Below are 25,286 nucleotides of genomic sequence, written 5' to 3'. Positions count from 1 at the left end.
GCCGATGTCGCATCTCACCGGTAAGGTCCGTTGATCATGAAATTGGGTGGGCGCACGGTCGTGCTCTACGGGGAGTTCTGGGAGATCGAGAGGGAGTCCGCGATACGGCGGCTCCAGGCCCTCGGCGCCCGGGTGGCGGAGGAGGCGACCGAGGAGACCGACCTCATCGTCGTCGCCCCCGGCGAGCGAGGACCCGTTCCCCGCACCGACGCGATGCTCCGCACGCCGTACCTCGACGAGGACGCGCTGATCGGCATGCTGGAGCGGGAGGAAGGCGCCGCCGCCACGGTGGAACCGCCTCCCCGGCCGTTCGTCCCGGCCGCCGAGCTGGCGGGTGCGCGCGGGTCCGATGATCTGTACGCGCTCCTCGACCGGGCGGACTGGTCGGCCTTCACGCCCGAGCACGACGTCCCGCCGCTGCGCGCCCGGCTGGCCGAGCTGGAGCGCGCCGAGGGCGTGACCGGCGCCCACCGGCTGGCGACCCGGCGGCTGATCGACAGCGGTGAGGCGCGGCTCCAGCATCCGTACGGGCACGACACGGAGATCGTCGCCCACGCGATGAGCCCGGACGGCCGTTACCTGGCCACCGGCAGCTGGGTCGGCGACGACTACGACGCGGGCGGCGTCCTGCAGATCTGGGAGATCGCCACCGGCCGGTGCGTCAACACCGTCCGCCGGATCGACGGCGGCATCGGGTGGCCCCGCTACGCGCGCACGATCCAGTGGTCCGCCGACTCCTCCCGCATCGCCATGGCGCATCGCACGAACATGGTCGGGGTCTGGACGTTCGACGGCGAACCGCTCGCCACGATCGACGTGTCGGACGGCAACTCCCGCCCGTCGGATTTCGCCCTCTCTCCGGACGGGCGCAGCGTCTACTTCCACTGCGGCACCAACGGCGACGGCGGGCTCCAGGGCTGCATCGTCCCCGTGGAACGCGGCCACCTGAGCTGGCTGCCCAACCATGTGGAGACCGATCACCCGTACCTGCTCGCGCGCCGGCTGCCCCAGGCGGTGCGGGACGACTTCGCTTCGCTCGAACAAGGCGACGGCGACTGGCTGGTGGGGCAGTGGATCGAGGACCCCGCGTGGTCGCCCGACGGCACCCGCCTGTACGGGTCGAACGCCATCGGTGTGGACGCGGCGACGCGCGAGGTCGTCTGGCACGCACCCGGCCGGCTCGCCGAGCTCAGCCCGGACGGCGCCCTCGTCGCGACCGTCTCACGCCGCGGCCTGTTCCTGCGGGAGGCGTCCACCGGGCGGATCCGCTGCGGCCCCTTCGCCCTCGGCAAGCCCGTCTCGCTGCACTGGGCCCCGGGCCGCGCCGTCAACCGGCTGGCCGTCCTGACGCCCCCCACCGGCACCGCCGAGACGGGAGGCGTCCACGTCTTCGACGGCGACCGCCTCGTCTTCAGCGCCCAGGTCCCGCATTCGGGATGGGGGGACCAGGAGGGCGACCACAACGCCTGGGCCTGGGCCCCCGGCGGTGAGCGGGCCGCCTTCCTGACCATCGAGGGGTCCGCCGAGATCTGGTCGTTCGCCGATCCGGCCAACCCCCGGCTGATCCGCAGCGTGCTCGCCGGCGGCGCCGACACGGTCTACTGGGGCGCGGACGACACGCTGGTCGTGCTCGACGACGTGGTCATGCAGTTCGTGAAGGTCGAGACCGGCGAGGTCGTCGGCGACTTCTACTCCCTGTACGTCCCGCCGGGCCCGCGTCCGGTGGAGGGCGACGCCGTCGAGGAGTTCGAGGGGCAGATCTTCGCCCTCGACGAGGACCACTGGGCGATGACCCTCCAGCCCGACGCGGTGATCGCCCCGGACGGTCGCGAGGACGAGCTGGACGCCCTCCTCGCCTGGGGAGTCGGGCAACGGCATGCCTGGCCGATCCGCTGGGGCGAGCTTCGCGTGCTGCCCGACGCCCTCACCGCCGCGGACGTGCTGGACTCCGAGGACGGCGAGATCCTCCGCGACCTTCGCGAGGAGCTGGAGGCGGACGGCGACGATTCCGGGGAGTGGCCGCCTCCGAACACGGCGAGCGCGGACGACCTGTTCGAGGCGGCGCGCGCCTCCCTCGCCGACCTCGACCGGTACAGCTGGGGCACCCACATCGGCGACCACCTGCGGGCCGCCGCCCGGCTCCGCGCCCGGCACGGCGAGCCCGAGGCGGCGATGACCCTCGTCGGCGACATCCCCGAACCGGCGGACCGCCTCGCCGCGGCGTCCGAGGTCGCCGTGATCCTCGCCCGGGCCGGGAACGCGGCCTCCGCCCGTGCCGCCTTCGCCCTCGCGCAGTCGCTGTACCCCTCGGTGGACCCCAAGATGTTCAACGCCGACAGGTCGGCCTGGTTCGGCGCCGCCTGCCAGGCGCTGGGCGACACGGGCTCCGCCGAGCAGTGGTTCCGGCACGCCCGCGCGTCCATCAGCCTCGAACCCAACCCGTGGCAGGACCACATCGCCGTCATCCACCCGCTGCTGGAGTGCGGACGCGACGATCTCGTGCGCGGCCTCCTGGACGACCGCGCCGGGCACCCGGACGGCAGCTTCTTCTGGGAGGCGGAGTGGCTGGTGTACCTGCTGCGCACCGGCCGCCTCGACCTGGCCCGCGAGTTCCAGAACCTGCCGGGCTGGGACGTCCCGTATGAAGTGCTGAGGGTTCTCGCCGAGCAGGGACGCGCCGACCTGCTGGAGACGTGGGGGGACCACAACTGGGCGGTCGGCGACGACCTCGTCGAGCTGGGCCGCCGGGGCACGCCACTGGTCCGGCCCGCGGCACCGACCGACGAGGACATCCGGGAACTGGCCGGGGAGCACGCCCGGCTCCAGGGCATACCGCACTCGCAGCGGCAGCATCCGACCACGCAACTGATCGAGACCGCCGCCGGGTGCGGCCACCTCTCCGCCGTCCTGGACCTCCTGGAGCGGCTGCCGGAGCGAGGTGATTTCAACGACCGCCCCTCGGCCGCGTTCGGCGCGATCTGGCTCTTCTACACCGGCTTCAACCGTCCCCCGTTCTAGCGAGGATGGGCCGCTACGGCTCGACCGCCCGGAGGAGCAGGCGTTCGAGGCCGTCCAGAGCCGGGTCCCCCTCGGTGCCGGGCCGCCGGGACACGGCGATGTCGACCTCGAGCGGATCCGGCAGGTCATGGTGGCAGGACAGGCGCGCCGCGCCGGCGGGGACGTTGCCCGCCAGCAGCGCGCCGACTCCGATACCGGCGCTGACCGCGGCCTGGACGGCGTGGACGCTGTTGCTCTCGAAGGCGATCCGCCACTCCCGCCCCCGCCGGTTGAGGGCGTCCAGAACCGGAGCCCGCCACTGGCACGGCTGGGAGAACATCACCAGCGGCAGCGGATCCATGAGGGGGTCCATCGAGGCCGCGGCGGTCCAGAGAAGAGGGACGCGGCGCCGCCACCGGACGGCGTTCTCGCTCATGACGGACGGGTCGCCGAACACCAGGTCCACGCGGCCCTCGTCGGCGAGCGGGCGCAGTGTCGCCGCGGCGCCGATGACCACCTCCAGCTCGATCCTCGGGTGCAGGGCGGCGACGTCGGCCAGGGCGGTGGGCAGGGTGGTCATCGCGAGGTCTTCCAGGAGGCCCAGCACGCGCCGTCCGTGCGGCGCGTCCCCGCGCCGGCCGACCGCCGCGCGCGCCTCGTCGTGCAGCGCGAGGACCCGCTCCACGTAGGCGAGCATCGTCTCGCCGGCGGGAGTGATCTGGATGCCGCGCGGTTCCCGCAGGAGCAGCCGCTCGCCGGCGGCCCGCTCCAGCCGCTGGATGCGCTGGCTGACGGTCGGCTGGCTGAGCTGGAGCGCCGCCGCCGCCCGGGTGATGCTGCCCGCGCGGACCGCGCCCGCGAACGAGCGCAGGTCCGCGATCTCGAAGTCCCTGTCCATTGGAAAATCTTATGCCTACCATCTCAATATTGCTCTTCTCGATGGGAGGGCCGGCTTTCTAGCCTGGCGCCATGCCCCAAGCCCCGACCGAGTCCGGCCCCGCCGCAGATCGCCCTGCCGCGTATCACCATGTCGACGTCTTCACCGACGAGCCCTACGCGGGCAACAGCCTCGCCGTCTTCGTCGACCCGCCCCCGCTGACCACGGCCCAGATGGCCGCCGTCACCAGGGAACTGCGCCACTTCGAAACGATCTTCGTGACGCGGCGGCCGGACGGGCCGTCCGCCGACGCCCGCGTCTTCGACCTGAACGAGGAGCTCCCGTTCGCCGGGCACCCGGTGCTGGGGGCGGCCGCCGTCCTGCACGACCTCGACGGCGCGCCCGCCGACGCCGACCGCAAATGGACGATCCACCTGCCCGCCAGGTCGGTGCAGGTCGCCACGCGGCGCAGCGCCCCGGGACGGCTCACCGCGCTGATGGACGCCGGCCGTCCCGAACTGGTCGGCACCCCGGCCGCCGAGGACGCCGCGCCCATCGCGGACCGGCTCGGGCTGTCCGCCGACGATCTCGATCCGCGGCTCCCGCCGCAGGTGTGGTCGACCGGCCTCGCCTACCTCGTCGTCCCGGTGCGCGACGGTGACGCGCTCGCCAGGGCGCGGATCTCCTCCCCGGACTTCGAGGCATTCCTCGGACGCCACGGCGCGGAGTTCGCCTACGTGCTCGACGCCTCCGCCCCGGAGGGCCGGCACTGGAACAACGACGGCGTCATCGAGGACGTCGCCACCGGCAGCGCGGCCGGATGCGTCGCCGCCTACCTCCTGCACCACGGGCGCGCCGAGGACGGCGTGCAGACCCCGCTGGCGCAGGGACGCCGCACCGGCAGGCCGAGCACCATCACGATCACCGCGTACGGCCCCCCGGAGCGGCCGGTCCGGGTCACCGTGGGCGGCGGCGTCGCGGTGGTCGGCACGGGACGCCTGCACGCCCTCCCGGGACCGGCATGACCGCCCCGCGGATCTTCGAGGCCGCCGCCATCCGCCGCGCCATCGGGTTCGAGGACCTCGTCGACCCGGTCGCCGATGCGCTGGCCGCCTTCAGCCGCGGGCTCGGCGCGTCGCCCCTCGCGGTCTTCGCGCCCGCGGGCCCGGACGGCGACGTGCACGTCAAGTCGGCCTGGCTGCCGGGCCGGCCGGTGTTCACCGTCAAGGTGGCGGCATGGTTCGCGGCGCGGGCGGCCCGCGGCCTTCCGGCCGGCAGCGGGTACGTCGCGGTCCACGACGCCGCCACCGGGGACCTCCTGGCGCTGCTGCAGGACGAGCACCACCTCAGCGACGTCCGCACCGCGGCGGCGGGAGCCCTCGCCACCCGGCTGCTCGCGCCCCGCGGCGCCGGCACGCTCGCCGTCCTCGGCACCGGCGTCCAGGCGTACCTCCAGGCGCTGGCGGCCATCGCGGAACGTCCCATCGACACCGTCCTGGTCTGGGGGAGGCGCGCCGCCGCCGCGCGGGCGCTGCGAGAGGCGATCGGCGCGCGGGCGCCCCGGGTCACGGTCGCCGTCACCGAGAACGCCCGGGAGGCCGTCCGGCCCGCCGACGTGATCGTCACCGCGACCTCCAGCAGGCGGCCGATCGTCGCCGGGTCCTGGCTGCGGCCCGGCCAGCACGTGACCGCCGTCGGCGCCGACGACGCGACGAAGGCCGAACTCGACCCCGCCTGCTTCCGGCGCGCGGACCTCCTCGTCGTCGACAGCAGGACCGACGCGCCCGTCCACGCCGGCGACCTGCGCGCCGCCCTCGCGGCGCACGCCGTCACCGAGGCCGGCATCGGCGCGGAACTCGGCGACCTCGTGCCGGCCGGGCATGCCCGCCGGAGCGAGACCGAGATCACCGTCGCCAAGCTCATCGGCCTCGGCGTCCAGGACCTCGCCGCCGCGCAGACCGTGCTCCCGCGCCTGACCGGCGAGGCCGCGCCCGAGGCCGGCACCTCGCCCCCGGCATCGATCCTCGATCTGCGCCGGACCCCGGACGGTCGTACAGACAGAAGCGTCTGCCAGTTCTAGAGATCACCTTCTCCCGGCCGTCCCGCCCCGATAGATTCCGATCATGGGCTGGGACGGGGACGGGGTGCTGGCCGGCCGGTACCGCAGGCTGAGCCGGATCGGCCAGGGCGGCATGGGGGCGGTGTGGCGCGCCCACGACCTCGACCTCGACCGCGAGGTCGCCGTCAAGGAGCTCCGGGTGCCCGACCAGGTCACCGACCAGGAGCGGCGCGCGTGGTACGCCCGGATGGAACGCGAGGCCCGCGCCGCCGCCCGCCTGCGGCACACCGGCATCGTCACCGTCCACGACCGGGTCATCGGCGACGACGGCCGCCCCTGGATCGTCATGGAGCTGGTCCGCGGCCGCTCCCTCGAACAGCTCCTCGCCGAGCAGGGGGCGCTTCCCCCGAGCCGGGTCGCCGCGATCGGGCTCGCGATGCTGGACGCCCTCTCGGCCGCCCACGCGCAGGGCGTCGTCCACCGCGATGTCAAGCCCGCCAACGTGCTCATCGAAGGCGACCGTGTCCTCATCACCGACTTCGGCATCGCCGCGCTGGAGGGCGACGTCACGATCACCCGGTCGGGCATGGTGCTGGGCACGCCCGCCTACATGTCGCCCGAACAGGTCGAGGGCAGGGCCGTCACCCCGGCCTCGGACCTGTGGTCCCTGGCCGCCACCCTGTACGCGGCGGTCGAGGGGCGCCGCCCGTTCGACGGCCCGGGCCACGGAGCCCTCTTCGTCGCGATCGCCACCCGGCGGCCGTCCCCGCCCCGGTGCGGCGGCCCGCTGGCGCAGGTCCTGGACGGCCTGCTGCGCAAGGACCCGGACGAGCGGCTCTCTCCCGCCCAGGTCCGCACCCTGCTCACCGCCGTCCTGGACCCCGCCGCCGAGACGGCGGCCGACACGGGGTCGCGCATCCCGCACCGGCCGCCGCGCACCGCGCTCCTCCAGCCGCCCCGGAGCGGCACGAGCCGCGTCGTCAGGGCGGCCCTCGCGTGCACCGCGCTCTCGCTGCTGATCTACCTGGTCGGGCCGTGGCCAGGCCCCGGCACCACGCGGACCCTGCGGGTCTACTCGCCGGAGACGCTCCTGACCTTGCCGGTGCCCTGGATCGCGGCGTTCGTCCTCCTCGGCGTGATGTGGTTCCAGCCGCGGTGGCAGGCGTTCGCACCCGCCCTCGTCCTCGCCGTCCTCGCCGGCCTCCATCTGGAGGCCCTCGTCGTGTACGGGTACCAGAACGCCACGACCGCCGGGCCCGTCGAAGCCAACCTCACATTCGACATCTCCTGGGTCCTGGGCGCGCTCGCGCTGATGCTCGCCTTCACCGCGACGAACCCGTCACTCGCCCGCCGGGGGATACCCCGGCCCGCCCGCTTCGCCCTGCTCACGGGGGCCGTGCTCGTCGAAGGCCTGGTGGCCCTGCTCTGGGTCGTGCCCGTCTACGAGCTGGCCGGGTCGGGCCTCGACCTCGACGCCGACGACAACGTCGCCCTCGCCGTCCCTCTCATGCTCCTGGCTCTGACCTGGCTCGGCATCCAGCCCTTCATCTGGTGGAAGAGCAGGCTCCTGACAGCCTGAGCGCCGCGGTGAAGCAGAAATGAAGCCGGTCTGAATGCGGTTGGTGATCTCATGGTCACCGGTCGACGAAGGGGACTGGAGAATGCTCGCGAAGCTCGAAGAGCTCGGTGACCGCCTGCTCGGCTTGGTGGTCCCTCAGGCGCAGGCGTCCGCCAAGGCGACGTGCTGCTGGAACGACGGAGTCTGCGACCGGACCCGCGACTGGTGGTGCTGCTACAACCCGGGCGGAACCGCACCCGGACGGTGCCCGGCCGGCTCCTACTGCGCTTACTCCAACCCCCACCCCTGCTAGTCCCGCGTCAGGGGTGTGTGATGGCGTACGTCGCGCTGGGGTGCCGCTGCATGGTCGGGCTGGTGTTCGTCGCCTCGTTCCTGGGCAAGCTTCGCGGGCGTGAGTCCTACGCCCGGTTCGTGGCCGCGGCCGGCCGGCTGGGACCGGGGTGGGTGCTCTCCCGGGTCCCGGCACCCGTGGTGGCCGGTGGTGTGATCGCCGCTGAGGCGGCGGTGGTGGTGCTCCTGGTTTCGCCGCGGACGGCCTGGATCGGGTTCGCCCTCGCCGGTCTTCTGGCGACGGCCTTCGCCGTGGCGGTCCTGGCCGCGCTGCGGCGCGGGGACCGCGCACCCTGCCAGTGTTTCGGGGGCCCGGCCCGTCCGGTCGGCGGGGTGCATCTCGTCCGGAACGGCGTGCTCGCCGCCGGCGCCGTCCTCGGCACGGCCGCCGGAGCGGTCGCGGACGGGCCGGTCGAGCCGGCGGGCGGCGTCATCGCCGCGGTCGCCGGTGCCGTGGTCGCCGCCTTCGTGGTGACCGCCGACGACGTCGCCGGACTGTTCCGTCCCGTGGTGCCCCCTGATGCGCACCACGCCACGAAAGGATTCTCGCGTTGATGCCCCTCGTCGCGGCGCTGGCCCTGCTGGCCCTCGCGGTCTGCCTACTGGACCTGGTTCTCACGCTCGGCGTCGTCCGGCGGCTCCGGCACCACACCGAGCTGATCTCGGACCTGTCGTCCGGGGGACGGCGGCCCTACGCGATCCTCGACGAAGGGGAGACCGCCGGGCCGTTCGAGGCCGTCGCCACCACCGGTGAGCCGGTGTCCCGGGACGGGCTGTCCGGCCTGACCCTGATCGGCGCCCTCGCGCCGGGGTGCGGTGCCTGCGAGGAGAAGCTGCCCGCCTTCGTCGATTACGCGAGGACGTTCTCCGGCGGACGCGACCAGGTGATCGCCGTCGTCGCGGGATCGGAGGACGAGGCGGAGACCTACCGCGAGCGGCTGGAGCCGGTCGCCCGGGTCGTCGTCGAGCCGCCGGTGACCGGTGGGATCGGCACGGCGCTGGGGCTGGGCTCCTTCCCCGCGTTCGGCATCCTCGACCAGTCCGGGACCGTGGTCACCAGTGGCTTGGAGCTGAACCGCCCGGCCTCCACCGCCGGAGTGTGACCGCCGCTCATGCGCGACACCCACGGCGGGATCAGGACCGGCGTCAGAGCCGGTGCCGCCAGGATCGGGAGCGCCCTCGGGCTGGCCTGGCGCGCCGGCCGCCACCGGATCCTCGGCTACGGGGCGCTCGAACTGGTCGCGGCGCTGGTGCCGGTCTGGGTGGCGTGGCTGACCAAGCTCGCGCTCGACGCGATCACGGGGCCGCCCGCGAGCGGTCCGGCGCTGGCCTGGCTGGGCGGCGGGCTGCTGGTCGCCGGTGCGGCCGTCGCCGTCCTGCCGCAGATGTCGGTCTACATCCGGCAGGAGCTGGAACGCCGGATCGGGCTGACCGCCCAGGACCGGCTCTTCGCGGCGGTCGAGCGGCTTCCCGGCCTGGCGAGGTTCGAGAACCCGGCGTTCCTGGACCGCCTGGCGATGGCCCAGGGGGCGGGCGGCCGCGCGCCCGCGATGCTGGTCTTCGGAGTGCTGACCGTCTGCCGCGGCGCGATCACCATCGCCGCGTTCCTCGGCTCGCTGCTGGTGATCAGCCGCTGGCTGACGCTGGCGGTGACGCTCGCGGCCGTCCCGGCGCTCGTCGCCCACCTGCACCTGTCCCGGCTCCGCGCGGGGATGATGTGGCGGATCACCCCCATGGAGCGGCGTGAGGCCTTCTTCCAGCGGCTGCTGAGCAGCGTCCAGGCGGCCAAGGAGCTGCGGCTGTTCGGGACCGCCCGCTACTTCCGCGAGTTGATGACCGCGCAGCGGCGTGAGGCCGACGCGCAGCGGCGCCGGATGGATCGGCGCGATCTGCTCACCCAGTCCGGCCTGGGGGTGCTGGCCGCCGGGATCTCCGGCGCGGGCCTGCTGTGGGCGCTCTTCACCGCTCGGGCCGGTGGACTCACAGTAGGCGACATACCGCTGCTCATCGCGTCCGTCGCAGGGGTCCAGGCCGCGGCGACCTCCCTGGTGAGCAACGTGACTCAAGTCGACCATCAGTTGTTGCTCTTCGACCACTACCTCACCGTCACCGCGAGCGAGCCGGACCTGCCGGTGCCCGCCGGGCCGCGGCCGAGCCCGCCGCTGCGTCGAGGCATCGAGCTGCGCGGGGTGTGGTTCCGCTACTCGCCGGAGCATTCCTGGGCGCTGCGCGACGTCGATCTCACGATCCCGCACGGCCGGGCGGTGGGCCTGGTGGGCCGCAACGGTGCCGGGAAGAGCACGCTGGTCAAGCTGCTGTGCCGGTTCTACGACCCCGAGCGCGGCGCGATCCTCTGGGACGGGGTGGATCTGCGCGACATGGACCCGGCCGAACTGCGCTCACGGATCGGCGTGGTGTTCCAGGACTACATGGAGTACGACCTGACCGCCGCCGACAACATCGGGCTCGGCGACCTCCGAGACCGGGACCTCGACCGCGTGCAGGCCGCGGCTCGCAAGGCGGGCGTTCACGACGCGCTGGCCGCGCTGCCACGCGGCTACGACACGCCGCTGTCGCGCCTGTTCTCCACGAAGCTGTTCTCGCCGGACCCCGAAGACGACGACCCCGAGGTCGGCGTCCCCCTGTCCGGGGGCCAGTGGCAGCGGCTGGCACTGGCCCGGGCCTTCCTGCGCGACCGGCGCGACCTGCTGATCCTCGACGAGCCCAGCTCCGGCCTGGACGCCGAGGCCGAGCACGAGATCCACACGCGGCTGCGCGAGCACCGCGCGGGCCGGACCAGCGTGCTGATCTCGCACCGGCTCGCGGCCGTCCGCGACGCCGACCTGCTCGTCGTCCTCGACCAGGGACGGATCGCGGAACAGGGCACCCACGCCGAGCTGATGGCGGCGGACGGCAGGTACGCCCGGCTGTTCACGCTCCAGGCGAGCGGCTACCAGCCGGTCCCGGCCATGGACGTGCCCGCGCCATGACCGGGACCGTCCTCGCCGCCGCGGGCGCGCTCGCCGGGACCGCCGCCCTCGTCGCCTGGCTGCGCCACCGCTACGTCGTGATCGACGTCGACGGCCAGAGCATGCGGCCCACGCTCGACCCGGGCGACCGCGTCCTGGTCCGCCGCCGGTCGCTGCGGCACGTCCGGACCGGCGACATCGTCGTGGTCGAGAACGCCGCCCACCGGAGGGCGGGCCGCCTGCCGAGCGCCGCCGCACGCGGGAGCCGAGGCCCCTCCGGCCACGCCTGGGTGATCAAGCGGGCGGCGGCCGTGCCCGGCGACCCGGTGCCCGCGTCGCTGGCCGCCAGGGTGTCGGCCCCCACCGGTACTCCCGTGCCGGACGGCCGCCTGCTCATCCTGGGCGACAACACCACCGCGAGCTTCGACTCCCGCCACCACGGCTACCTTTCCGGGGCGGGCGTGCTCGGCGTCGTCATACGCCGTCTCAAGGCTCCGACCCGCTGACGGCCTGGTCACCAGCCCGGCCAGCCCTGCCGTAGCTCCTTCTTGTCGATCTTCCCTACCGCCGTCACCGGCAGCGAGGGGACGAGGACGACCAAGATTCGGCAGCGGTGCCTTCAGCGTCACCGTCTCCAGATCGAAGGCGGCGTCCACCGGGTGAAGCTCGACTATCTCGGCCGCGTCGGCCAGGGCCGGCTCACCGCCGCGGATGAGATCGAGCATCGAGGCGAAGCGCGGGTCGCCCTTCGAGGCGGACGTCAGGCTGATCGCGTACCTGCCCGAACCGTCGATCGCGCCGACGTGGACCTGGTCGCCGGCCGTGAACGTGATGAGCTTCATGGCGTCCTCTCGTCGGTGGGGTGCGCGCGCCAGCACCGATTCCAGCCGGGCCCGGACGTCCGGACCGGGCTCCACCAGCGCCACCAGCCGGCCCGAACGCACCCCGGTCGTGCACCCGGCGAAGGCGTCCGAGAGCACGCCGGCGAGCTGCGAGTCGCGTCCGAGGTCGCCGCGCTTGCCGCCGATCACGACGACCTGCCCCTCGGCGGCGGCGAACCCCATGGTGAGGAGCCGCTGCCTGAACGCGTCAGGGTCGGCGACGCGTCCGGTCAGGAGCTGGTCGAGCATCTCCCCGTGGAGCTGCTCGACGGTCCGCTCGTGCTCCCGCAGGCGAAAAAACTGCAGGCGGAACAGCCCGGTCGCGAGCTCGACGGTCGCGGCGGCGACCTCATCGAGGCCCACGACGTCGACGACGGAGATGGTCAGGCCCCCGGTCCCCTGGAGCTCCCGCCTCCACACCACCCTGGGGTTGCCGTCGCCGACGTCTCCCGCCGAGCGGAGCAGCCGGCCGTCACGGTTCCGCAGCTCGACCAGCCCGCCGACCTTGAGAGCCAGAAGGTCCAGCGCCGCGCCGGAGTCCTCCTGCGCGGCGAGACTGCCCGCGAGCACCGCGCATTCGCGCTGCGCACCGAGCGTCCGCTCGTACTTCTGTTCGGCGACCCGCACCCGCTCCTCGCGCCGCCCGTCGACGTCGAGCTGCCGCAACCGGAGCGCCAGGTCCTGCCCGATCCGGTCGAGTGCGTGCTGCTCCGCCTCGGCCCAGGGATACGGGCGCCGCTGGGCGGCGTACAGGACGCCGAGCGCCTCGTCGGCCATCAGCAGCGGGACCACGAGCGTCGCCTGGATCCGCTGGTATGGAGAGGTTTCCGCAGCTCACCACACATCCGGCGCCGGGTCCAGACCCAGAAGGCCCTGCTCGGCCGTTGACTCACCTCAACGACCGCGGTCGTGCTACCCGTTGCCGGCGACCCTGTCCAAGTACACAACGTGGTGCGCGAGCAGGAAATGCAAGGCGTCCAGCACCCGGGTCAGCACACTGTTGATCGAGTCGGACGAATCCCGCTCCGCCAGCTGCTCGCATGTGGCCCAGAGGTCGGAGTGAATGCTCCACTGCCACACCAGGTACAGGTCGTGCGGAAGCTCCACCGCGGGCTGGTCGGCATAGCCGACACCGAAGGTGGACGGCTGCTCCGCGGTGTTGCCGAAGCCGACCATCAAGGGGCGCAGCCGGTGCCGGCGCGCGAAACCGGCGGCGTCGGCCGTCCCCGGCGCCGCCTCGACGAGGGCGCCTCGTTCGAGAAGGCGGTCGATCAGCCGGTCGGGCGCGCGGTGGCCGCCGGCGCGGGCCTGCTCGTCCAGCATCGTCCGAGTCCACGGCCGGCTCCCGGTGCCGTCCGCCGGGCCGTGAGCCAGCCGCCAGATCGCGGCCTCCTCGCCGGACAGCTTCTCCGCCCGAAGACCGATCCGCAGCCGGTGACCCGTCGGCTCGACCACCGTGCGAAGCGGACGAGGCCGGGGCAGGGCCATCCCGTCGTCGATGCCTGCGATCGGAGTCTCGTACTCGCGTTCGAGGTAGGCGTTGGGAGCCGGGCGCGCGGTATACCTGCCGCCCATGTCATGACCGACCGGGAAGATGAGTGCGGTCCCGTCCCGGCTCGGTTCGATCATGCGGACCAGGTTAGGCGTCACGCACCCGAGCCCCGCGCCACATCGAGGTATGCGGCCGAGTTCGCGGTGAACAGGTGCAGTGATCCGACCAGGCGCTTGAGGACGCGTTGCGGGTCGGTGAGGTCGCGGTCCGTCTCACCTGATTGGGCCTCCGCGTCCGCGTACACCTGGCAGGTCTGCCAGAGGTTCTCATCGAGGTGTGCCCATTGCCAGAGGCTGAACAGATGGCCCTCGACTCGCAGCACCGGCTGGTCACCGAACCCGATGCCGTACAACCACGGTTCGAGCCTCGTGTTCCCCACACCGATCATCAACGGGTGCAACTGGTAGGCGAGGGCGAACCGATGGGCCGCCCTCCGGCCGGGCGCCAGCTCGGCGATCAGGCCGTCGGCGACCAGCCCGTCCACGATCGCCGCGGGGTCGGCGACACCGAGCCGGCGGGCCTCCCGCTCCACCGCCTTGCGGGTCCACCCACGCTTTTCGTCCTTCTTCCCCCGCGCCAGTTTCCACAGGTCGAACCGCCGGCGATCCATGTCGACCAGGTCGCCGCCCCGCCGGATGACGTGTGATCGCTCCTGACCGTCCCCGGTCTCACCCATGGAGTGGCCGATCGGGAAGAGGAGCGGCTGCCTGGTTCCGAAACGCATGGATACAGGTCACAGAAGCCCCGCGGGCTTGTCAACGGCTGATCATGCGCGGGACCCCAGCACGGCGCCGGCGGCCGCTCGGAGGGTGGCGATGCGGTCGTCGCCGAGGGGGTAGACGCCGACCTGGTCCGCGCCGGCATCGAGGTGCGCGGTCAGGGTGCGGGCGAGGTCGGCCGGGCCGCCGTGGGCGACGAGTGCGTCGATGAGCCGGTCGCTACCGGTGCCCGCGAGGTCCTCGTCGGTGAAGCCCAGCCGCCGGAGGTTGCTCGCGTAGTTGGTCACCTGCAACGCCTGCCCGGGCGGCGCGGCCCGGGGTCCGGCGCGGGCCCGCTCGACGTCCGGCTCCGGCACCGCGAAGTGACCGGGGAGCACCAGCTTGCCCGCACCGAGGACCTCCCTCGCCCTCCGGGTGTGCTCGGGCGTGACCATGCAGGGGAGGGTGCCCGCGGCGCGGTCGCGGGCCAGCCGCGTCATCCTCGGACCGAGGGCGGCCAGCACCACTCGTTCGGCCGGGACACGGCCTGCGCCAGCCGGTCAAGGTAGGGCACCAAGGTGTCGTACGGCGACGCCCACTCGGCGTGGACCTCGCGGTGCCCGATCCCGACGCCGAGAATGAACCGGCCGGGGTGCCTGGCGACGATCCGGTGGTAGGACGCGGCGACGGTCTCGGCGTCGGCGGTCCACACGTTGACCACGCTCGTGCCGACCGCCATCCGGGTCGTGGCGTCCAGCAGTTTCTCCGCGAAGGCGAGGTCGGCCGGCGGCGATGCGTCCAGCCACAGCGTGCCGTAGCCGGCCCGCTCCACCTCCATCGCGCTCTCCGACGCCCTGCGCGCCCTCTTTGGTTTCGTGGTCGAGGGGACCATCGAAGCCGGTGATATCGACGCCGACGAGATCCCCATGCCCGGATTCCGCGTGACCCCCGGTCCCGGCTCGCCGGAAGGGCGTTAGCCGCGTTCGAAACGTCAGCGGCTCGTCGCGTTCCCCGTTGATCGACCTCGGAGTTTGCGGACTAGGATCCGTCCGCTGGGGCCGGCCGACACGAGAACCGTGCCATCGTCGGAGATCCTGACCTGCTTGGCCTGGCCGGGCCTGCCGGGTCCGGCGTCGGGCCAGGGATTGGCGAAGGCCGGGTCGACCACACGCGTGGCAGCGTCGACGACGTCGGTCTGCAGCAGCCGGCCGACGGCCAGATCCGTACCGTCGGGTGAGTAGTCCCAGTCGAAACAGTAGTCCCAGCGGTCCGGAAAGGAAGGGTGGCGGAAGTGCCAGACCAGCTCGGTCGTGTCGATGCTGAAGGCTCCCGGCCCCTCGCTCCCCCACGGCTTGGCGAGGACGAGGGTCTCGGACGGGTCGAAGCCGACCTTGTCCACGGGACAGGTGATGAAGGGAACCGGGATCCGCACGCGGATCGTGCCGCGCTCGAGATCCCAGACCTCGATCTCGGTCGCCATCGGGGAATCCGGGAGCCACTTCCCCTTGCTCCGGCTCAGTGCGAGGAGCCGTCCCGACTGCGACAGCGCTCCGCCCCAGTACTCGTCCGCGATGTCGGCGCGCGTCTCGAACATGGGGTCACCCTGGCGGTCCAGCACGCGGATGCGGTCCTCGGCGTCGAAGACGAGGAGCCGAGTGCGGTCCCGGTTCCAGGACGGGCGCAGGCGAAACGGTTCGAAGCCGGTGCGGTAGGCGGCGAGGGGCTTCTGGTGGCCACCCGTGGGATCGAGCAGGCGGGTCTCGCCGTCCAGCGCGTAGATGATCCGTTCGCCGTCGGCGTCGAAGAGCACCGTGTGCAGGACGGCATGCCCCGGGCTCGGCGGCCGGTGGTTCGCCTCGGGCCGCTCGGGGAGCACCAGGCGACGGCGGCCGGTGGCGATGTCGACCAGGTAGATCTCGGCTCCCCCTTGGGCGTGCTTGGGCGTCGTCCCCGCGACGAGCGTGCGGCCGTCCGGTGACAGGTCGACCGTCGGGCCGTGCAACCCCATCGGCACCATGAACTCCAGCAGCACGTCGCCACGAGCGGCACCGTCGCCGACACAGCAGAAGCCCTCCCGCATCTTCTTGTCCCGCAGGCGCTGGAAGGCTTGGCCGGCATCCTGCTGGACATCGAATTCCTTGGCGGTCTCGCGAGGCTTCCCTCCCTCGGTCCACGCCGTATGGACCAGCCTGCGTCCCTCAAGCCGGATGCGGTAATGCCTCGGCCGCGGGAGGTCCGGGCGCGTCAGCGTCGTCTCAGTCACGGGGGAGGAGCGTACTTTCCGGGCCTGACAACACCGCCGCCGGGACGGCGGCCGGCCCGGGGTCCTCAGTACCGCCTCGAAGAGCACCCGACGAGCATCTGGTCTGTGAAGGTCGCGCCCCGATGCGGGTGATGGGCGTTGGTCATCACGTGCGGTCGGGTGCGTTCGGCGTGAGCGGTTAGGGCTGTGCCGTACCGGTCGTGGTCTCCGCATCGGCGTGGCGCGGGTCGATCAAGCTGGTCAGGTGGTGTTCGAAGATCCGGAGCGCCCGGTCGGGCGGCATGCGTTCGGGATCGGTGACCGCGTGCAGCGCGACTCCGTCGAAGAGCGCGTGCAGCCGGGCGGTCTCCAGTTCGAGGTCGGCGCCGGGACGGAGACAGCCGCCTTCGGCCAGTAAGTTCAGCGCCTGCCGGCACACCCGCGCGATCTTCCGGTTGCCGTCGAGATTGAGCTCACGTGCGGCCGAGTCGACCAGCGCTCGGGAAAGGAAGGCGAGCCAGACCTCGTTCGCCCTTCGCGTCTGCGCGTCGAGCGGCAGGAGAAGCTCGAACAGGGCGAACGCGGCGTCGCGGGGGTCGGCGGGCGGATCATGGCGGGCCAGCCTGCGCTCGGTGAGGTCGTAAACGACGCGCATGGCGAAGTCGAGCAGCTCGCCCTGGGAGGCGAAGTAGTACTGCACGGAGCTCGGAGACCAGCCCGCCTGCCGGGCGACGGCACGGAGTGAGGCACCCTGCACGCCGTGCTCGCGGACGACCCGCCACACGGCGGCGGCGAGCTCCCGCCGTCGCTGCTCATGATCGACGATCTTCGGCACGGCTCTCCAGAACGCTGGCGGTCTCCAGATCGATCTCCATGGTACTTTTTTCGTGCAGTTGACCGAAATAAGGGATCCCGGAGGGTCCGAACGATGCGTTTCGCCGTAACCGAATCCTCGCCCCCGGTGCGGACCTCCTACGCCAGGGCGTTCGGCCGAGCCCTGGCGGGCATGTTGATCATGGCTTTCGCGCTCGGCTGCGCGGGAGCGCTGAGCGACATCGCGCACGATCGCCTCGGCATCTCCGGTACGGCGCGGCTGGCCCTCACGGCTGCGATCTGCTGCGCCCTCGCCGTCCCGCCGGTCCTGCTGATCCGGCGCGAGATCGATCGGTTGCCGCTGCGAGGCCTCGGCCTGCCCGGCGCCGGTGAGAGCCTGCGGTCATTCGTGACGGGGCTGATCGTCACCGGCGGCGCGGCGGCCGCGATGCTCATCCTCGGGACGAATGCCGGCTGGCTGCGCTGGGGCCCTCTCGACTGGCCGCGCCTGGTGACCTACGTCGTGGTGAACGCGATGATCGCCTTCGCCCTGGAAGCACTGCCCGAAGAGCTGACCATCCGCGGGTACGCCTACCGGAACCTCAACGCGCGGCTCCGCCGATGGACGGCGTTCCTCTGCACCATCGTGCTCTTCACCGCCACGCCTGGGGTGGCCAACATCGTCAAGGCGGTCGTCTCCGCGCTCCTCGGCGGCCCAGTCCAGCGCCCAGGTATCGCCCCGCCCGGCGAAGACCCGATCTCCTACGTGATCCTGATGGTGGTCTTCGGTTTCGCGTTGCTCATCGCCAGAGTCACCACCGGGTCCCTGTGGACCTCAATCGCGCTCCACCTGACCTTCCTCACCGTCAACAGGGTGACGCTGCTCGGTGAGGAGCGCGACACGGGCTGGTCTGCCGAGACCACCACCCCGGACGCCGTGTTGCTCATTCCCGGCTATCTGCTCCTGACCGCAGTGGTCTTCACCATCCTCGGGCGCCTCAGGGGCCGCCGCATCGGCTGGCGCGTCCGCGACCCCGAACAGCCCGCCCGCGCGGCGACGTCCGCGCGGGCGTAGCCACCTGCAAACGATGGACGGCGCGCTGCGGGCGAACGCCGTCGGCCTTGAGAGCCGGAGGACGCTGGCGCCCCAGGCGATGAGCACGCATACCGTCATCATCAGGGCGAAGTGGCGCGCCGATCAGCACGGTCGTCACCAGCAGCAGGGCCAGTCCAGCGAGCCGCGGCAGATCGTCCTGGGGCACGGCGACGAGCCCGAAATAGACCCCGGCGACGTGGACTCCGACGACCGCGAGTGCCACCTGCCTGCCGAAGAACAGGGCGGTCGGCGATGCTCCGATCACGCTGAGGCGCTGGTCGAAGCGGCGCGCTGCAACCAGGTCTCGGCCTCCTGGAGCCGTCCTTGCTCCTTCAGCGACTTCGCCAGTGCGTACTCGGCTTCGGGCGTGTCCTTCTCCATTGAGAGTGCCTCCCACGTGCTCTGCGCAAATCAGACCATGATCGAACCGCGATCGGTTCCCAGGATGGCGTGAGCAGTCGGCCGGGAGTGCTCACCGTGCGCTTGCGACCGGGGCGATGGCGAGGTCGGCAGGCGGCGGTGAGGTACCCTCGCCCCCCAATGACGTCGAACCGTGGTAGGCACACCGGCGGGAGCACAATGAACACAGCAACGTTGATAATTTTCGCTATAGCCATCGGCATCGTCGCCGTCATCGCTTGGAAGACGTTCCAGGGCAAGGACTGAGGCGTTTCGGTATCAGCGCATCGCCGCCGGGTACGGCCCCGATGCCCGGCGGCGACGGCCATCGCCCAAGCGTCCCTGGGACGAAGCCGCCAGAAGCCGAGGCGGTCGTCCATAAGGTCGGCCCGTCGTCCTTCTGACGCGTGCGGCCCGAGGGTCAGAAGTAGGTGGAGGTGAGATCGCCTGTGGGCCAGGTCTGCACGGTCTTCGACGTTTCGAGCAGTCGCGTGTCGATGTCGTAGTCCGGCGCGTCGTCCTCAGGGCGCTGGTTGAAGAGCACCGCCCAGGTCAGGCCACCGGTCCTGCGCACCAGCATGCTGTACGTTCCGGCCAGGCTGCCGCTGTGCCAGATGTTCATCCTGCCGCCGCTGTACGACCGGACCTGCCAGCCGCAGCCGTAGTACCAGCCGTCGGCGGAGACCCCGGTCTCGGGTTCGGCGAGCGCCCGCTCGATCGAGGCGGTGTTCAGGACGCTCGTCCCGCCCTCGTAGACCCCGACGAAGCGGGTGAGGTCCATCGCCGTGGCGGTCCAGCCGGCGGCCGAGTCCAGGTTCTCCAGGTTGAACAAGCCGTACGGGGCGGGCACCTTTTTGCCGCTGCTGTCGAGGATCGTCGTGACGATGCGGTCGGAGTCGTACTCGACCTCGCCCGTCCCCGAGGCGCGCGAGGCGCCCAGGCGCATCCGCTGGATGTCCAGTGGCGCGAGCACCGTCCGCTGGACGTAGTCCGCGTACTCCTGCCCGGTGATCTTCTCGATGATCTGGCCGAGCAGGGTGTACCCGTAGTTGGCGTAGGCGTACGTGGATCCGGGCGCGTGGTCGAGCTTCTGGGCGGACGCGTACCGCATGATGTCGGCCTGGCTGATCGGCAGCGGCTTACCGTACCCCTGAGAGATCACCCAGTCGGCGAACACCGGATCGGGCGAGATCTCGCGGTCCCAGCCGCCGAGGTGCTGGAGCAGCCGCAGCACCGTCACGTCCTCGAGCCGCGGGTCGGCGGCGGTCGAAAGGCCGAGAAGCGTCGCGGGGCGGTCGGTGAGCTTCAGCTTCCCGTCCTGGACGAGCCGGAGCACGGCCGTCGCGGTGATCGGCTTGGAGACGCTGGCGATGCGGAACAGGGAGGTCGGCTGAGTGACCGGCGCGGTCGAGACGTTCCAGGTATAGCCGCGCGACAGGACGAGCTTGCCGTTGCGGACGACCGCGAGCTGCCCACACGTGATGTCGCGGGACTGCATGAAGCCCTTCATCGTCGTGTCGAAGGCGCCCAGGCTCGCCAGTGCCTTGCCGGTGACCTGCCAGGTGTTCGCCGCCCCGTTCGCCGCCGCGGCGCGGGCCGACCTGGCAGAGCCGGACGAGCAGCCCGCCAGCAGTGCCGGGGCCGCCACGCCGGCTCCGGCCAGCCCCAACGCCTTGCCGAAGTCCCGACGGCTCAGTGCTCCACCCACCAGCTCACTCCCTGTAACGCTGTGATGCCTGAATGATGTGGACTGCACCCTAACGGAGAATGATCTTGAATGTCCCGGTATCGGGCCGCGCCCATGTCCGCAGCGAGCAGCTCCCGTGCTGTCGCACGTCGGGCACATCATCCGTTGCCCGCCAAAATGTCCCGGACTTGATCAAGAATGGCGTGCCATGGGATGGATCGGAAGCGCGACGGGCCACGAGCTCACCATCGAGGGAACGCGGTGGCCGGTGCTCGCCTGCCGGACGGCCGCGGGCCGCGTGCTGGCCAGGGTGCCCGCCAACGTCAGGAAGGATCCGTCCGCGGTACGGCTCGCCGCCCTCTGCGACTGGCTCAGCGGGCACGCGCGGGCGGTGCACGACCGGGTCGAGTCCTGGATGGTGCGGTCGCTGCCCGTCCCGGCCGCGGTGTTCGCGGCCGTGTGGGACGACCCGGTGTGGCGCGAGACGCTGACAGACCTGGTCATCGCCCCGATCGTCGACGGCGCGCCCGACCTCGGCCGCTGCGCGCTCCTGCGCGAGGGCGCGTGGACGGACGCGGACGCCTTCGCGATCCCGCACCCGCTGCTGCTCGGCGACGATCTGCCCATCTGGCGGGGACGAAACCTCGCGCAGGTTGTTGAACAGGTACGCCGCGAGGTGTGGACGCGTCCCGCGAGCATGGACCGTACGTTCGGCGCGGTCGACATCTTCGGATATGTGGACGCCTATTACGAGAGCGGCGCCGCGTTCGAGCGCCGCGTGCACGAGCTCGGCGGTCGCATCACAGGTCGCAGGGCGCGGTTCACCGTGCACGCGCCCGAGCCGATCGGCATCGAGATCGACCTGCACTGGAGCGGGCCGATGAGCCCGGCCTCCATGGAGCGGCTGAGCTTCACCGCGGTCGGCCAGGAGATCGGCGACATCGCCTGGTCCGAGGGCCTCCGAATCCTCATGGCGCTGTATGCGGACCGCACCGTGGACGAGACGGAGCCGGCGGCGGACGCAACCGAGGCGTACTCCCACTACTGCGACGCCCACCAAGGCGAGCCCGGCACCGTGGCGCCCTCCGGCATCACCGGCCCGACACGCGACGTGATGCTGCGCGCCGGGGCGGTGCTGCCGGGCACGCCCGCCGGTTCCGACGAGGACGCGTGCGTCGCCGTCCGCTACGAGCACTCCGTCCTGGACGAGCCGGTCGTCGTCCTCGTCCGGCGCGCGGCCGTCGACGGCGACAAGGCCGAGAAGTCGCTGTACGACCTGGACCCGGTAGCGGAGATCGGCATCGGGACCGTGCACGCGGGCCCGCTCGGCTTCCTCGCGTCCGCCCTGCACCGGCATCCGGCGCACCGCGCCCGCATCGTGGCCGCGCACACCGACCTGCGAGCCGCCCGAGACTTGGCCGCCCGCAAGCCCGGCCTCGCGCGCACCGAGCTCACCCGTACCGCCGACGACCTGGAGACGCACGCCCCCGAGCTGCTGCCGCCGTTCTTCGAGGAGTGTGCGCGGATCCTGGCCGCGGCGGGCAGCGCCCGCTTCGCCGCCGGCTTCTTCGAGAGCGCCCGCGCCGCCGAGGACGCGCACGCGCTGCCGGTCGACGAGGCCGCACTGGTCGCGGCGCACCTCGCCGCGGGGCCGGACGCCGCCGGGACGGCCACGCTCAAGAAGCACGGCAAGCGCCTCGTCGCCCGCCATCCCGCCCCCGACGCGTACCGCTGGCACCGCGGCCTGCTGACCGAATGGTGCGAGGAGGTCCCGGACGGCGTCGGCGGCGCGCTGGCCCTGGCCGACGGCTGGGCGACGCTGGCGAAGGCCGCGGGGCACGCGCTCGGCGGACCCGAGGACGAACGCGCCGTCCGGGCCCTGTTGATGAGCGGCTGCATGGAGTCGGCGCCGCGGGCCCTGTGGAAGTTCGTCCTTCCGTTGCTCGGCCCGATGGCACGGGCGGACGCGGGCATCGGCCGCGCGCTCCTAGGCGTCCTGCCGCTGCCCGCCAAGGACACCCCCAAGGCGAAGGGCACGGCGGTGTCGCTCCTTCTCGGCAACCTCGCGGGCACGGGCCTGACCGCCCCGTTCACCACGTCCCCCGGGCTGGCGGGGCCGGCGGTGAAGGACTGGCTCGGCCGCTTCCTGAAGCTGTACGCGGGGCTCGCGCTCCCCGTCGCCGGTCTCGGCGACCTCCTGCACGACGCCGGTACGCGGCTGCGCGCGGAGGGCCTCACCTGCGATGACCATGAGGCGGTGCTGGGAGTGGACGAGGACGAGGTCAACCGCTGGGAGGAGACCGCCGCCGACCTCCCGCTTCTCGATCTCCTCCTGGACTGCGGCGTTCCGCTCGCGCGGCCTCGGCTGCTGCACACGTTCAAGCTCTACGACCGGCTCGCCTCCGGAGTGGGTACCGACCTGGCCGCCGTCGCCGCCGACCCGGACTGGGCTCCGCTGCTGCGCGACGCGATCGTGGGCAACGTGACCAACCAGCTCAACGTCACCGAGCCCGCCGCCCCGAGGCAGACCGCCCCCGAGACCGTGCAGGCCCTGACCACGACACCGGGAACGGCGCAGGCCGTCGCCGCCATCCTGGCCGAGCATGCCCAGCGGGTCCCGGACCAAGGGCTTCCGGACGCGCACGCCGCCCTGTGCGACGCCGAACGGTTCACCATCGCCGGAGTCCCCGGCCCCCTCCTGGACAGCGTCCGGACGATCGCGACCGGGACGGACCCGGCCCGCGCCCTCGCCGCCACGCTGAGCGGCGGCGTCCTCGATGAACTGGAATTGCCGGCTTTCATCCCTGGCCACGTTCACACCATCACCAATTACCTGGAAGAGAGCGGCACCGACCTTCTCCTGATCCAGGCCGGGCGGCTCTGGGAGCACCAGTTCCGCGCCTCCGTCGTCACACCGGAGGGAGTCGGCCCGTCCCACGGCTTCGGCACCTACGAGGACATCTCCCACCGGTCCCACGAACGGACCGAGGCGCGCGACCTTGACGACCGCTGCCTGATCGCCGTGGACGGCCGGGTGACCGTACTGGACCACGGCGGCCCGCACTGCCCGCACGGCAGCGCGCACCCTGCCGCCCGCCCTGTCGTGCCGGCCGACGGCGAACGTGTCGCTTTTCCCGGTGGCGCCGAGGCGACCGTCTGGCGCGGCCGGGGCCGGATCATCGAGCTGCGGGACCCGGCCGGGCGGACCATCGGACGCTACGTCCGCGGCTTCGGCAGGGTGCCCGAGCACCAGGGCGCCGAGAACATCGGCTGGGTCGGGCACCACCGCTACGCGTCCGGGACGCGCCTGGTCGCGCCTCCCGGCTGGTGGTCGGCGATGCGTCCGCGCGACCCCGAGGGATCCAGAGCGCTGCGCGCCGTCGACGAGAAGAAGGCGCAGGCCCTCATCGACGTCGCGGACGCCGCGCTCGCCACCGACCTCATGCGTGTGCTGGACCCCGAGACCCGGTTCGAGGAGCAGACCGCCGCCCGGGACGAGCTGGCGGGACGGCTCCGCCCGCTCCTTCCGGAGATCACCGACGAGTCGCTCCGGAAGGGCGTCACGTTCCTGGTATGGACGGCCGTCGAATGCCGCGAGCGCGCGTTCGCCCTGCCGGAACGCCTGGCGCTGGCCCCGCCGCCCCAGCTGCGCCCCGCGCCCGTCTCCGCGGCGCCCGCGGTGCAGTCCGAGAAGCCCTCCGAGCCAGAGGATCCGGGGCCTCAGTCCGCGTACGAGAGGATCGTCCACTTCAGCCGTGCCGCCGTCGATGTGCCGTACGACGGGGACATCGCGATGTTCAACTTCCGCGCCGTCGAGGGGATCGAGAACACGCTCGGCCGCCTCGGCGCCGCCGTTCTCGAAGCCGCGTGGGGCGATGGCGACGGGCGCACGCGACTTCTGGAACTGGCCGCCGTCCCCGAACTCCTCCGTACCGACGGCACCTGGCACGTCGCCCGGCTGCGCCCGGAGTACAGGCTCGGGCAGATCCGTTCGGGCTACGGTCCCATCGCGGTCGCCGCTGTCGCCGACTACGAGCTGGTGGATTACTGGTATGCGGTCACGGCGCTCCTCTACACCCCGGACGGTCCCGACCCGCTCCTGTTCACCCGCAACCGCGTCGTCGAGCTGCGGACCTGCCGCGGCTGGGGCGACCCGGAGCGGCTCCGCCGGGCGCTCGGCCTGGTCGCCGAGAGCGGCCCGCCGCCCGTGAACCGGGAGGCGACCGTGCAGGCGTTCGCCGAGGCCACCGGCCTGTCACCGGCCCAGTGCCTGCTCCTGCTGTCCACCTCGGCCCGCACGCTTTTCTGGCCGGACGGCTGGGCGCGGGGCCGCGTCGCCGCCTTCCACAGGGGCGGCGCCACAAGCACTCGCGACCTGACCCGGGTCGAACTGCGCATCGCCGCGCTCTCCCTGGAGGCGCTCACCACCGCCGACGAGGCCCTCGAAGTCGTCGAGCTGCTCATGCCCGACGACCCCGCCGACCTCTGGCGTACGGGCCCCGATGTGGACCGGGCTGTCGCGTACTGGACGGAACGCCACCCGAGGCTCACCCCGCTCACCACCGAGCAGTGGGTCACCCTCGCCTCCGATGCCGAGGACGCCCTGGAGGCGCTGGTCGCCCTGCTCGGCGAGCGTCCGTCCGTACCGCCGCTGGGTCACATCGCCCGCGCTGCGAGGCTCCTGGCCGACCGCCTCCCCGAGGACCATCCCGCCCGTACGACCGCCGCCGCCCGCCTGCGTGACCTGCACGACCACGTCACCGGCCCGGACACGCACCTGCCCATCGCCGCAGGGGTCACCTCGGTCACCGCCCTGGAACGAGCCGCCGGGGCGACCGCGGCCCACATCCCGGGGAGCAGGCTCGCCATCGGTGAAGCCCTCACCCTGGAGCCGGCCGGAGGCGGCTACCGCGTCCACCTCCGCCCATCCCGCTGGTCCGACCTGGACGCGTTGGCCTCGGCCCTCCGCCGCGGTGGCGCCACCGATGCCGCCTTGGTCATGGAGGACCTGCGCTACCTCCGTTCGTCCGAACCGCTGGAGGCCGCCTCTCGGATGCTGGTGGGAACGCTCAGTAGCCGGAGTGGCACTCACATGTGACACACTTCT

General features: G+C 72.4%; 20 protein-coding genes. 11 read left to right on the top strand and 9 right to left on the bottom strand.

All coding sequences use genetic code 11. From position 1 onward, the window contains the following. Window positions 1-36: 36 nt before the first annotated feature. Window positions 37-3,018, top strand: a complete 2,982-nt coding sequence (locus ABGB11_RS30080; RefSeq protein ID WP_347638249.1) for a BRCT domain-containing protein — start codon at window positions 37-39, stop codon at window positions 3,016-3,018. Between the two features lie 13 nt (window positions 3,019-3,031). On the opposite strand, the gene ABGB11_RS30075 is transcribed toward ABGB11_RS30080, so the two are convergent. Then, window positions 3,032-3,895 carry a LysR family transcriptional regulator gene (locus ABGB11_RS30075; RefSeq protein ID WP_347638247.1) on the bottom strand — a complete coding sequence of 288 codons (864 nt, stop codon included), beginning with the start codon at window positions 3,893-3,895 and terminating at the stop codon, window positions 3,032-3,034. Between the two features lie 71 nt (window positions 3,896-3,966). Here ABGB11_RS30075 and ABGB11_RS30070 point away from each other — a divergent pair, with 71 nt between their 5' ends. The 7 genes from ABGB11_RS30070 to ABGB11_RS30040 all read left to right on the top strand — a co-directional run bounded on the left by ABGB11_RS30070 (window position 3,967) and on the right by ABGB11_RS30040 (window position 10,832). Continuing rightward, the gene (locus ABGB11_RS30070; protein WP_347638245.1) at window positions 3,967-4,899 is read left to right on the top strand and encodes a PhzF family phenazine biosynthesis protein; all 933 of its coding nucleotides are present in this window, start codon (window positions 3,967-3,969) and stop codon (window positions 4,897-4,899) included. Continuing rightward, window positions 4,896-5,954, top strand: coding sequence for an ornithine cyclodeaminase family protein (locus tag ABGB11_RS30065; RefSeq protein ID WP_347638243.1), 1,059 nt, complete (start codon window positions 4,896-4,898; stop codon window positions 5,952-5,954). Before ABGB11_RS30070 ends, ABGB11_RS30065 begins: the two co-directional genes overlap by 4 nt. 43 nt (window positions 5,955-5,997) lie before the next feature. Continuing rightward, entirely contained in the window at window positions 5,998-7,512 is a 1,515-nt protein-coding gene (locus ABGB11_RS30060) for a serine/threonine-protein kinase (protein ID WP_347638241.1), read from the top strand. 82 nt (window positions 7,513-7,594) lie between these two features. Beyond that, window positions 7,595-7,804: a hypothetical protein gene (locus tag ABGB11_RS30055; protein WP_347638239.1), complete on the top strand. Its 210-nt coding sequence runs from the start codon at window positions 7,595-7,597 to the stop codon at window positions 7,802-7,804. Between the two features lie 20 nt (window positions 7,805-7,824). Next, on the top strand, window positions 7,825-8,397 hold the full coding sequence (locus tag ABGB11_RS30050) for a MauE/DoxX family redox-associated membrane protein (protein ID WP_347638237.1): 573 nt from the start codon (window positions 7,825-7,827) through the stop codon (window positions 8,395-8,397). Next, window positions 8,397-8,945 (top strand): hypothetical protein, encoded by a 549-nt coding sequence (locus tag ABGB11_RS30045; protein WP_347638235.1) that lies wholly within the window; start codon window positions 8,397-8,399, stop codon window positions 8,943-8,945. The genes ABGB11_RS30050 and ABGB11_RS30045 overlap by 1 nt, the downstream gene beginning before the upstream one ends. Before the next feature lie 9 nt (window positions 8,946-8,954). Further along, window positions 8,955-10,832, top strand: coding sequence for an ABC transporter ATP-binding protein (locus ABGB11_RS30040; protein WP_347638234.1), 1,878 nt, complete (start codon window positions 8,955-8,957; stop codon window positions 10,830-10,832). On the opposite strand, the gene ABGB11_RS30035 is transcribed toward ABGB11_RS30040, so the two are convergent. The 7 genes from ABGB11_RS30035 to ABGB11_RS30005 all read right to left on the bottom strand — a co-directional run bounded on the left by ABGB11_RS30035 (window position 10,793) and on the right by ABGB11_RS30005 (window position 17,019). After that, window positions 10,793-12,484: a hypothetical protein gene (locus ABGB11_RS30035; RefSeq protein WP_347638232.1), complete on the bottom strand. Its 1,692-nt coding sequence runs from the start codon at window positions 12,482-12,484 to the stop codon at window positions 10,793-10,795. The two genes, ABGB11_RS30040 and ABGB11_RS30035, sit on opposite strands and share 40 nt — an antisense overlap. Before the next feature lie 120 nt (window positions 12,485-12,604). Further along, on the bottom strand, window positions 12,605-13,321 hold the full coding sequence (locus tag ABGB11_RS30030) for a hypothetical protein (RefSeq protein ID WP_347638230.1): 717 nt from the start codon (window positions 13,319-13,321) through the stop codon (window positions 12,605-12,607). A gap of 17 nt (window positions 13,322-13,338) precedes the next feature. Then, a complete protein-coding gene (locus ABGB11_RS30025; protein ID WP_347638228.1) occupies window positions 13,339-13,968 on the bottom strand; it encodes a hypothetical protein in 630 nt (209 codons plus the stop codon). A gap of 42 nt (window positions 13,969-14,010) precedes the next feature. Continuing rightward, entirely contained in the window at window positions 14,011-14,442 is a 432-nt protein-coding gene (locus ABGB11_RS30020) for a hypothetical protein (protein ID WP_347638226.1), read from the bottom strand. Continuing rightward, window positions 14,439-14,834, bottom strand: coding sequence for an LLM class flavin-dependent oxidoreductase (locus ABGB11_RS30015; protein WP_347638224.1), 396 nt, complete (start codon window positions 14,832-14,834; stop codon window positions 14,439-14,441). Before ABGB11_RS30015 ends, ABGB11_RS30020 begins: the two co-directional genes overlap by 4 nt. 99 nt (window positions 14,835-14,933) lie before the next feature. After that, window positions 14,934-16,205 carry a WD40 repeat domain-containing protein gene (locus ABGB11_RS30010; protein WP_347638222.1) on the bottom strand — a complete coding sequence of 424 codons (1,272 nt, stop codon included), beginning with the start codon at window positions 16,203-16,205 and terminating at the stop codon, window positions 14,934-14,936. Window positions 16,206-16,383: 178 nt separating this feature from the next. Next, window positions 16,384-17,019, bottom strand: a complete 636-nt coding sequence (locus tag ABGB11_RS30005; RefSeq protein ID WP_347638220.1) for a TetR family transcriptional regulator C-terminal domain-containing protein — start codon at window positions 17,017-17,019, stop codon at window positions 16,384-16,386. A gap of 93 nt (window positions 17,020-17,112) precedes the next feature. Between ABGB11_RS30005 and ABGB11_RS30000 the strand changes: the two genes are divergently transcribed. Continuing rightward, entirely contained in the window at window positions 17,113-18,072 is a 960-nt protein-coding gene (locus ABGB11_RS30000) for a CPBP family intramembrane glutamic endopeptidase (RefSeq protein WP_347638218.1), read from the top strand. 13 nt (window positions 18,073-18,085) lie between these two features. Beyond that, window positions 18,086-18,547 carry a hypothetical protein gene (locus ABGB11_RS29995; RefSeq protein WP_347638216.1) on the top strand — a complete coding sequence of 154 codons (462 nt, stop codon included), beginning with the start codon at window positions 18,086-18,088 and terminating at the stop codon, window positions 18,545-18,547. A gap of 366 nt (window positions 18,548-18,913) precedes the next feature. Here ABGB11_RS29995 and ABGB11_RS29990 read toward each other — a convergent pair whose 3' ends face one another. Further along, window positions 18,914-20,200, bottom strand: a complete 1,287-nt coding sequence (locus tag ABGB11_RS29990) for a serine hydrolase domain-containing protein (RefSeq protein WP_347638214.1) — start codon at window positions 20,198-20,200, stop codon at window positions 18,914-18,916. Between the two features lie 187 nt (window positions 20,201-20,387). Between ABGB11_RS29990 and ABGB11_RS29985 the strand changes: the two genes are divergently transcribed. Continuing rightward, a complete protein-coding gene (locus tag ABGB11_RS29985; RefSeq protein ID WP_347638212.1) occupies window positions 20,388-25,277 on the top strand; it encodes a DUF4132 domain-containing protein in 4,890 nt (1,629 codons plus the stop codon). Window positions 25,278-25,286 lie beyond the last annotated feature (9 nt).

This window comes from Actinomadura sp. B10D3 (assembly GCF_039871695.1).
Classification (GTDB): domain Bacteria; phylum Actinomycetota; class Actinomycetes; order Streptosporangiales; family Streptosporangiaceae; genus Spirillospora; species Spirillospora madurae.
This window is presented reverse-complemented; position numbering and strand designations above follow the sequence as displayed.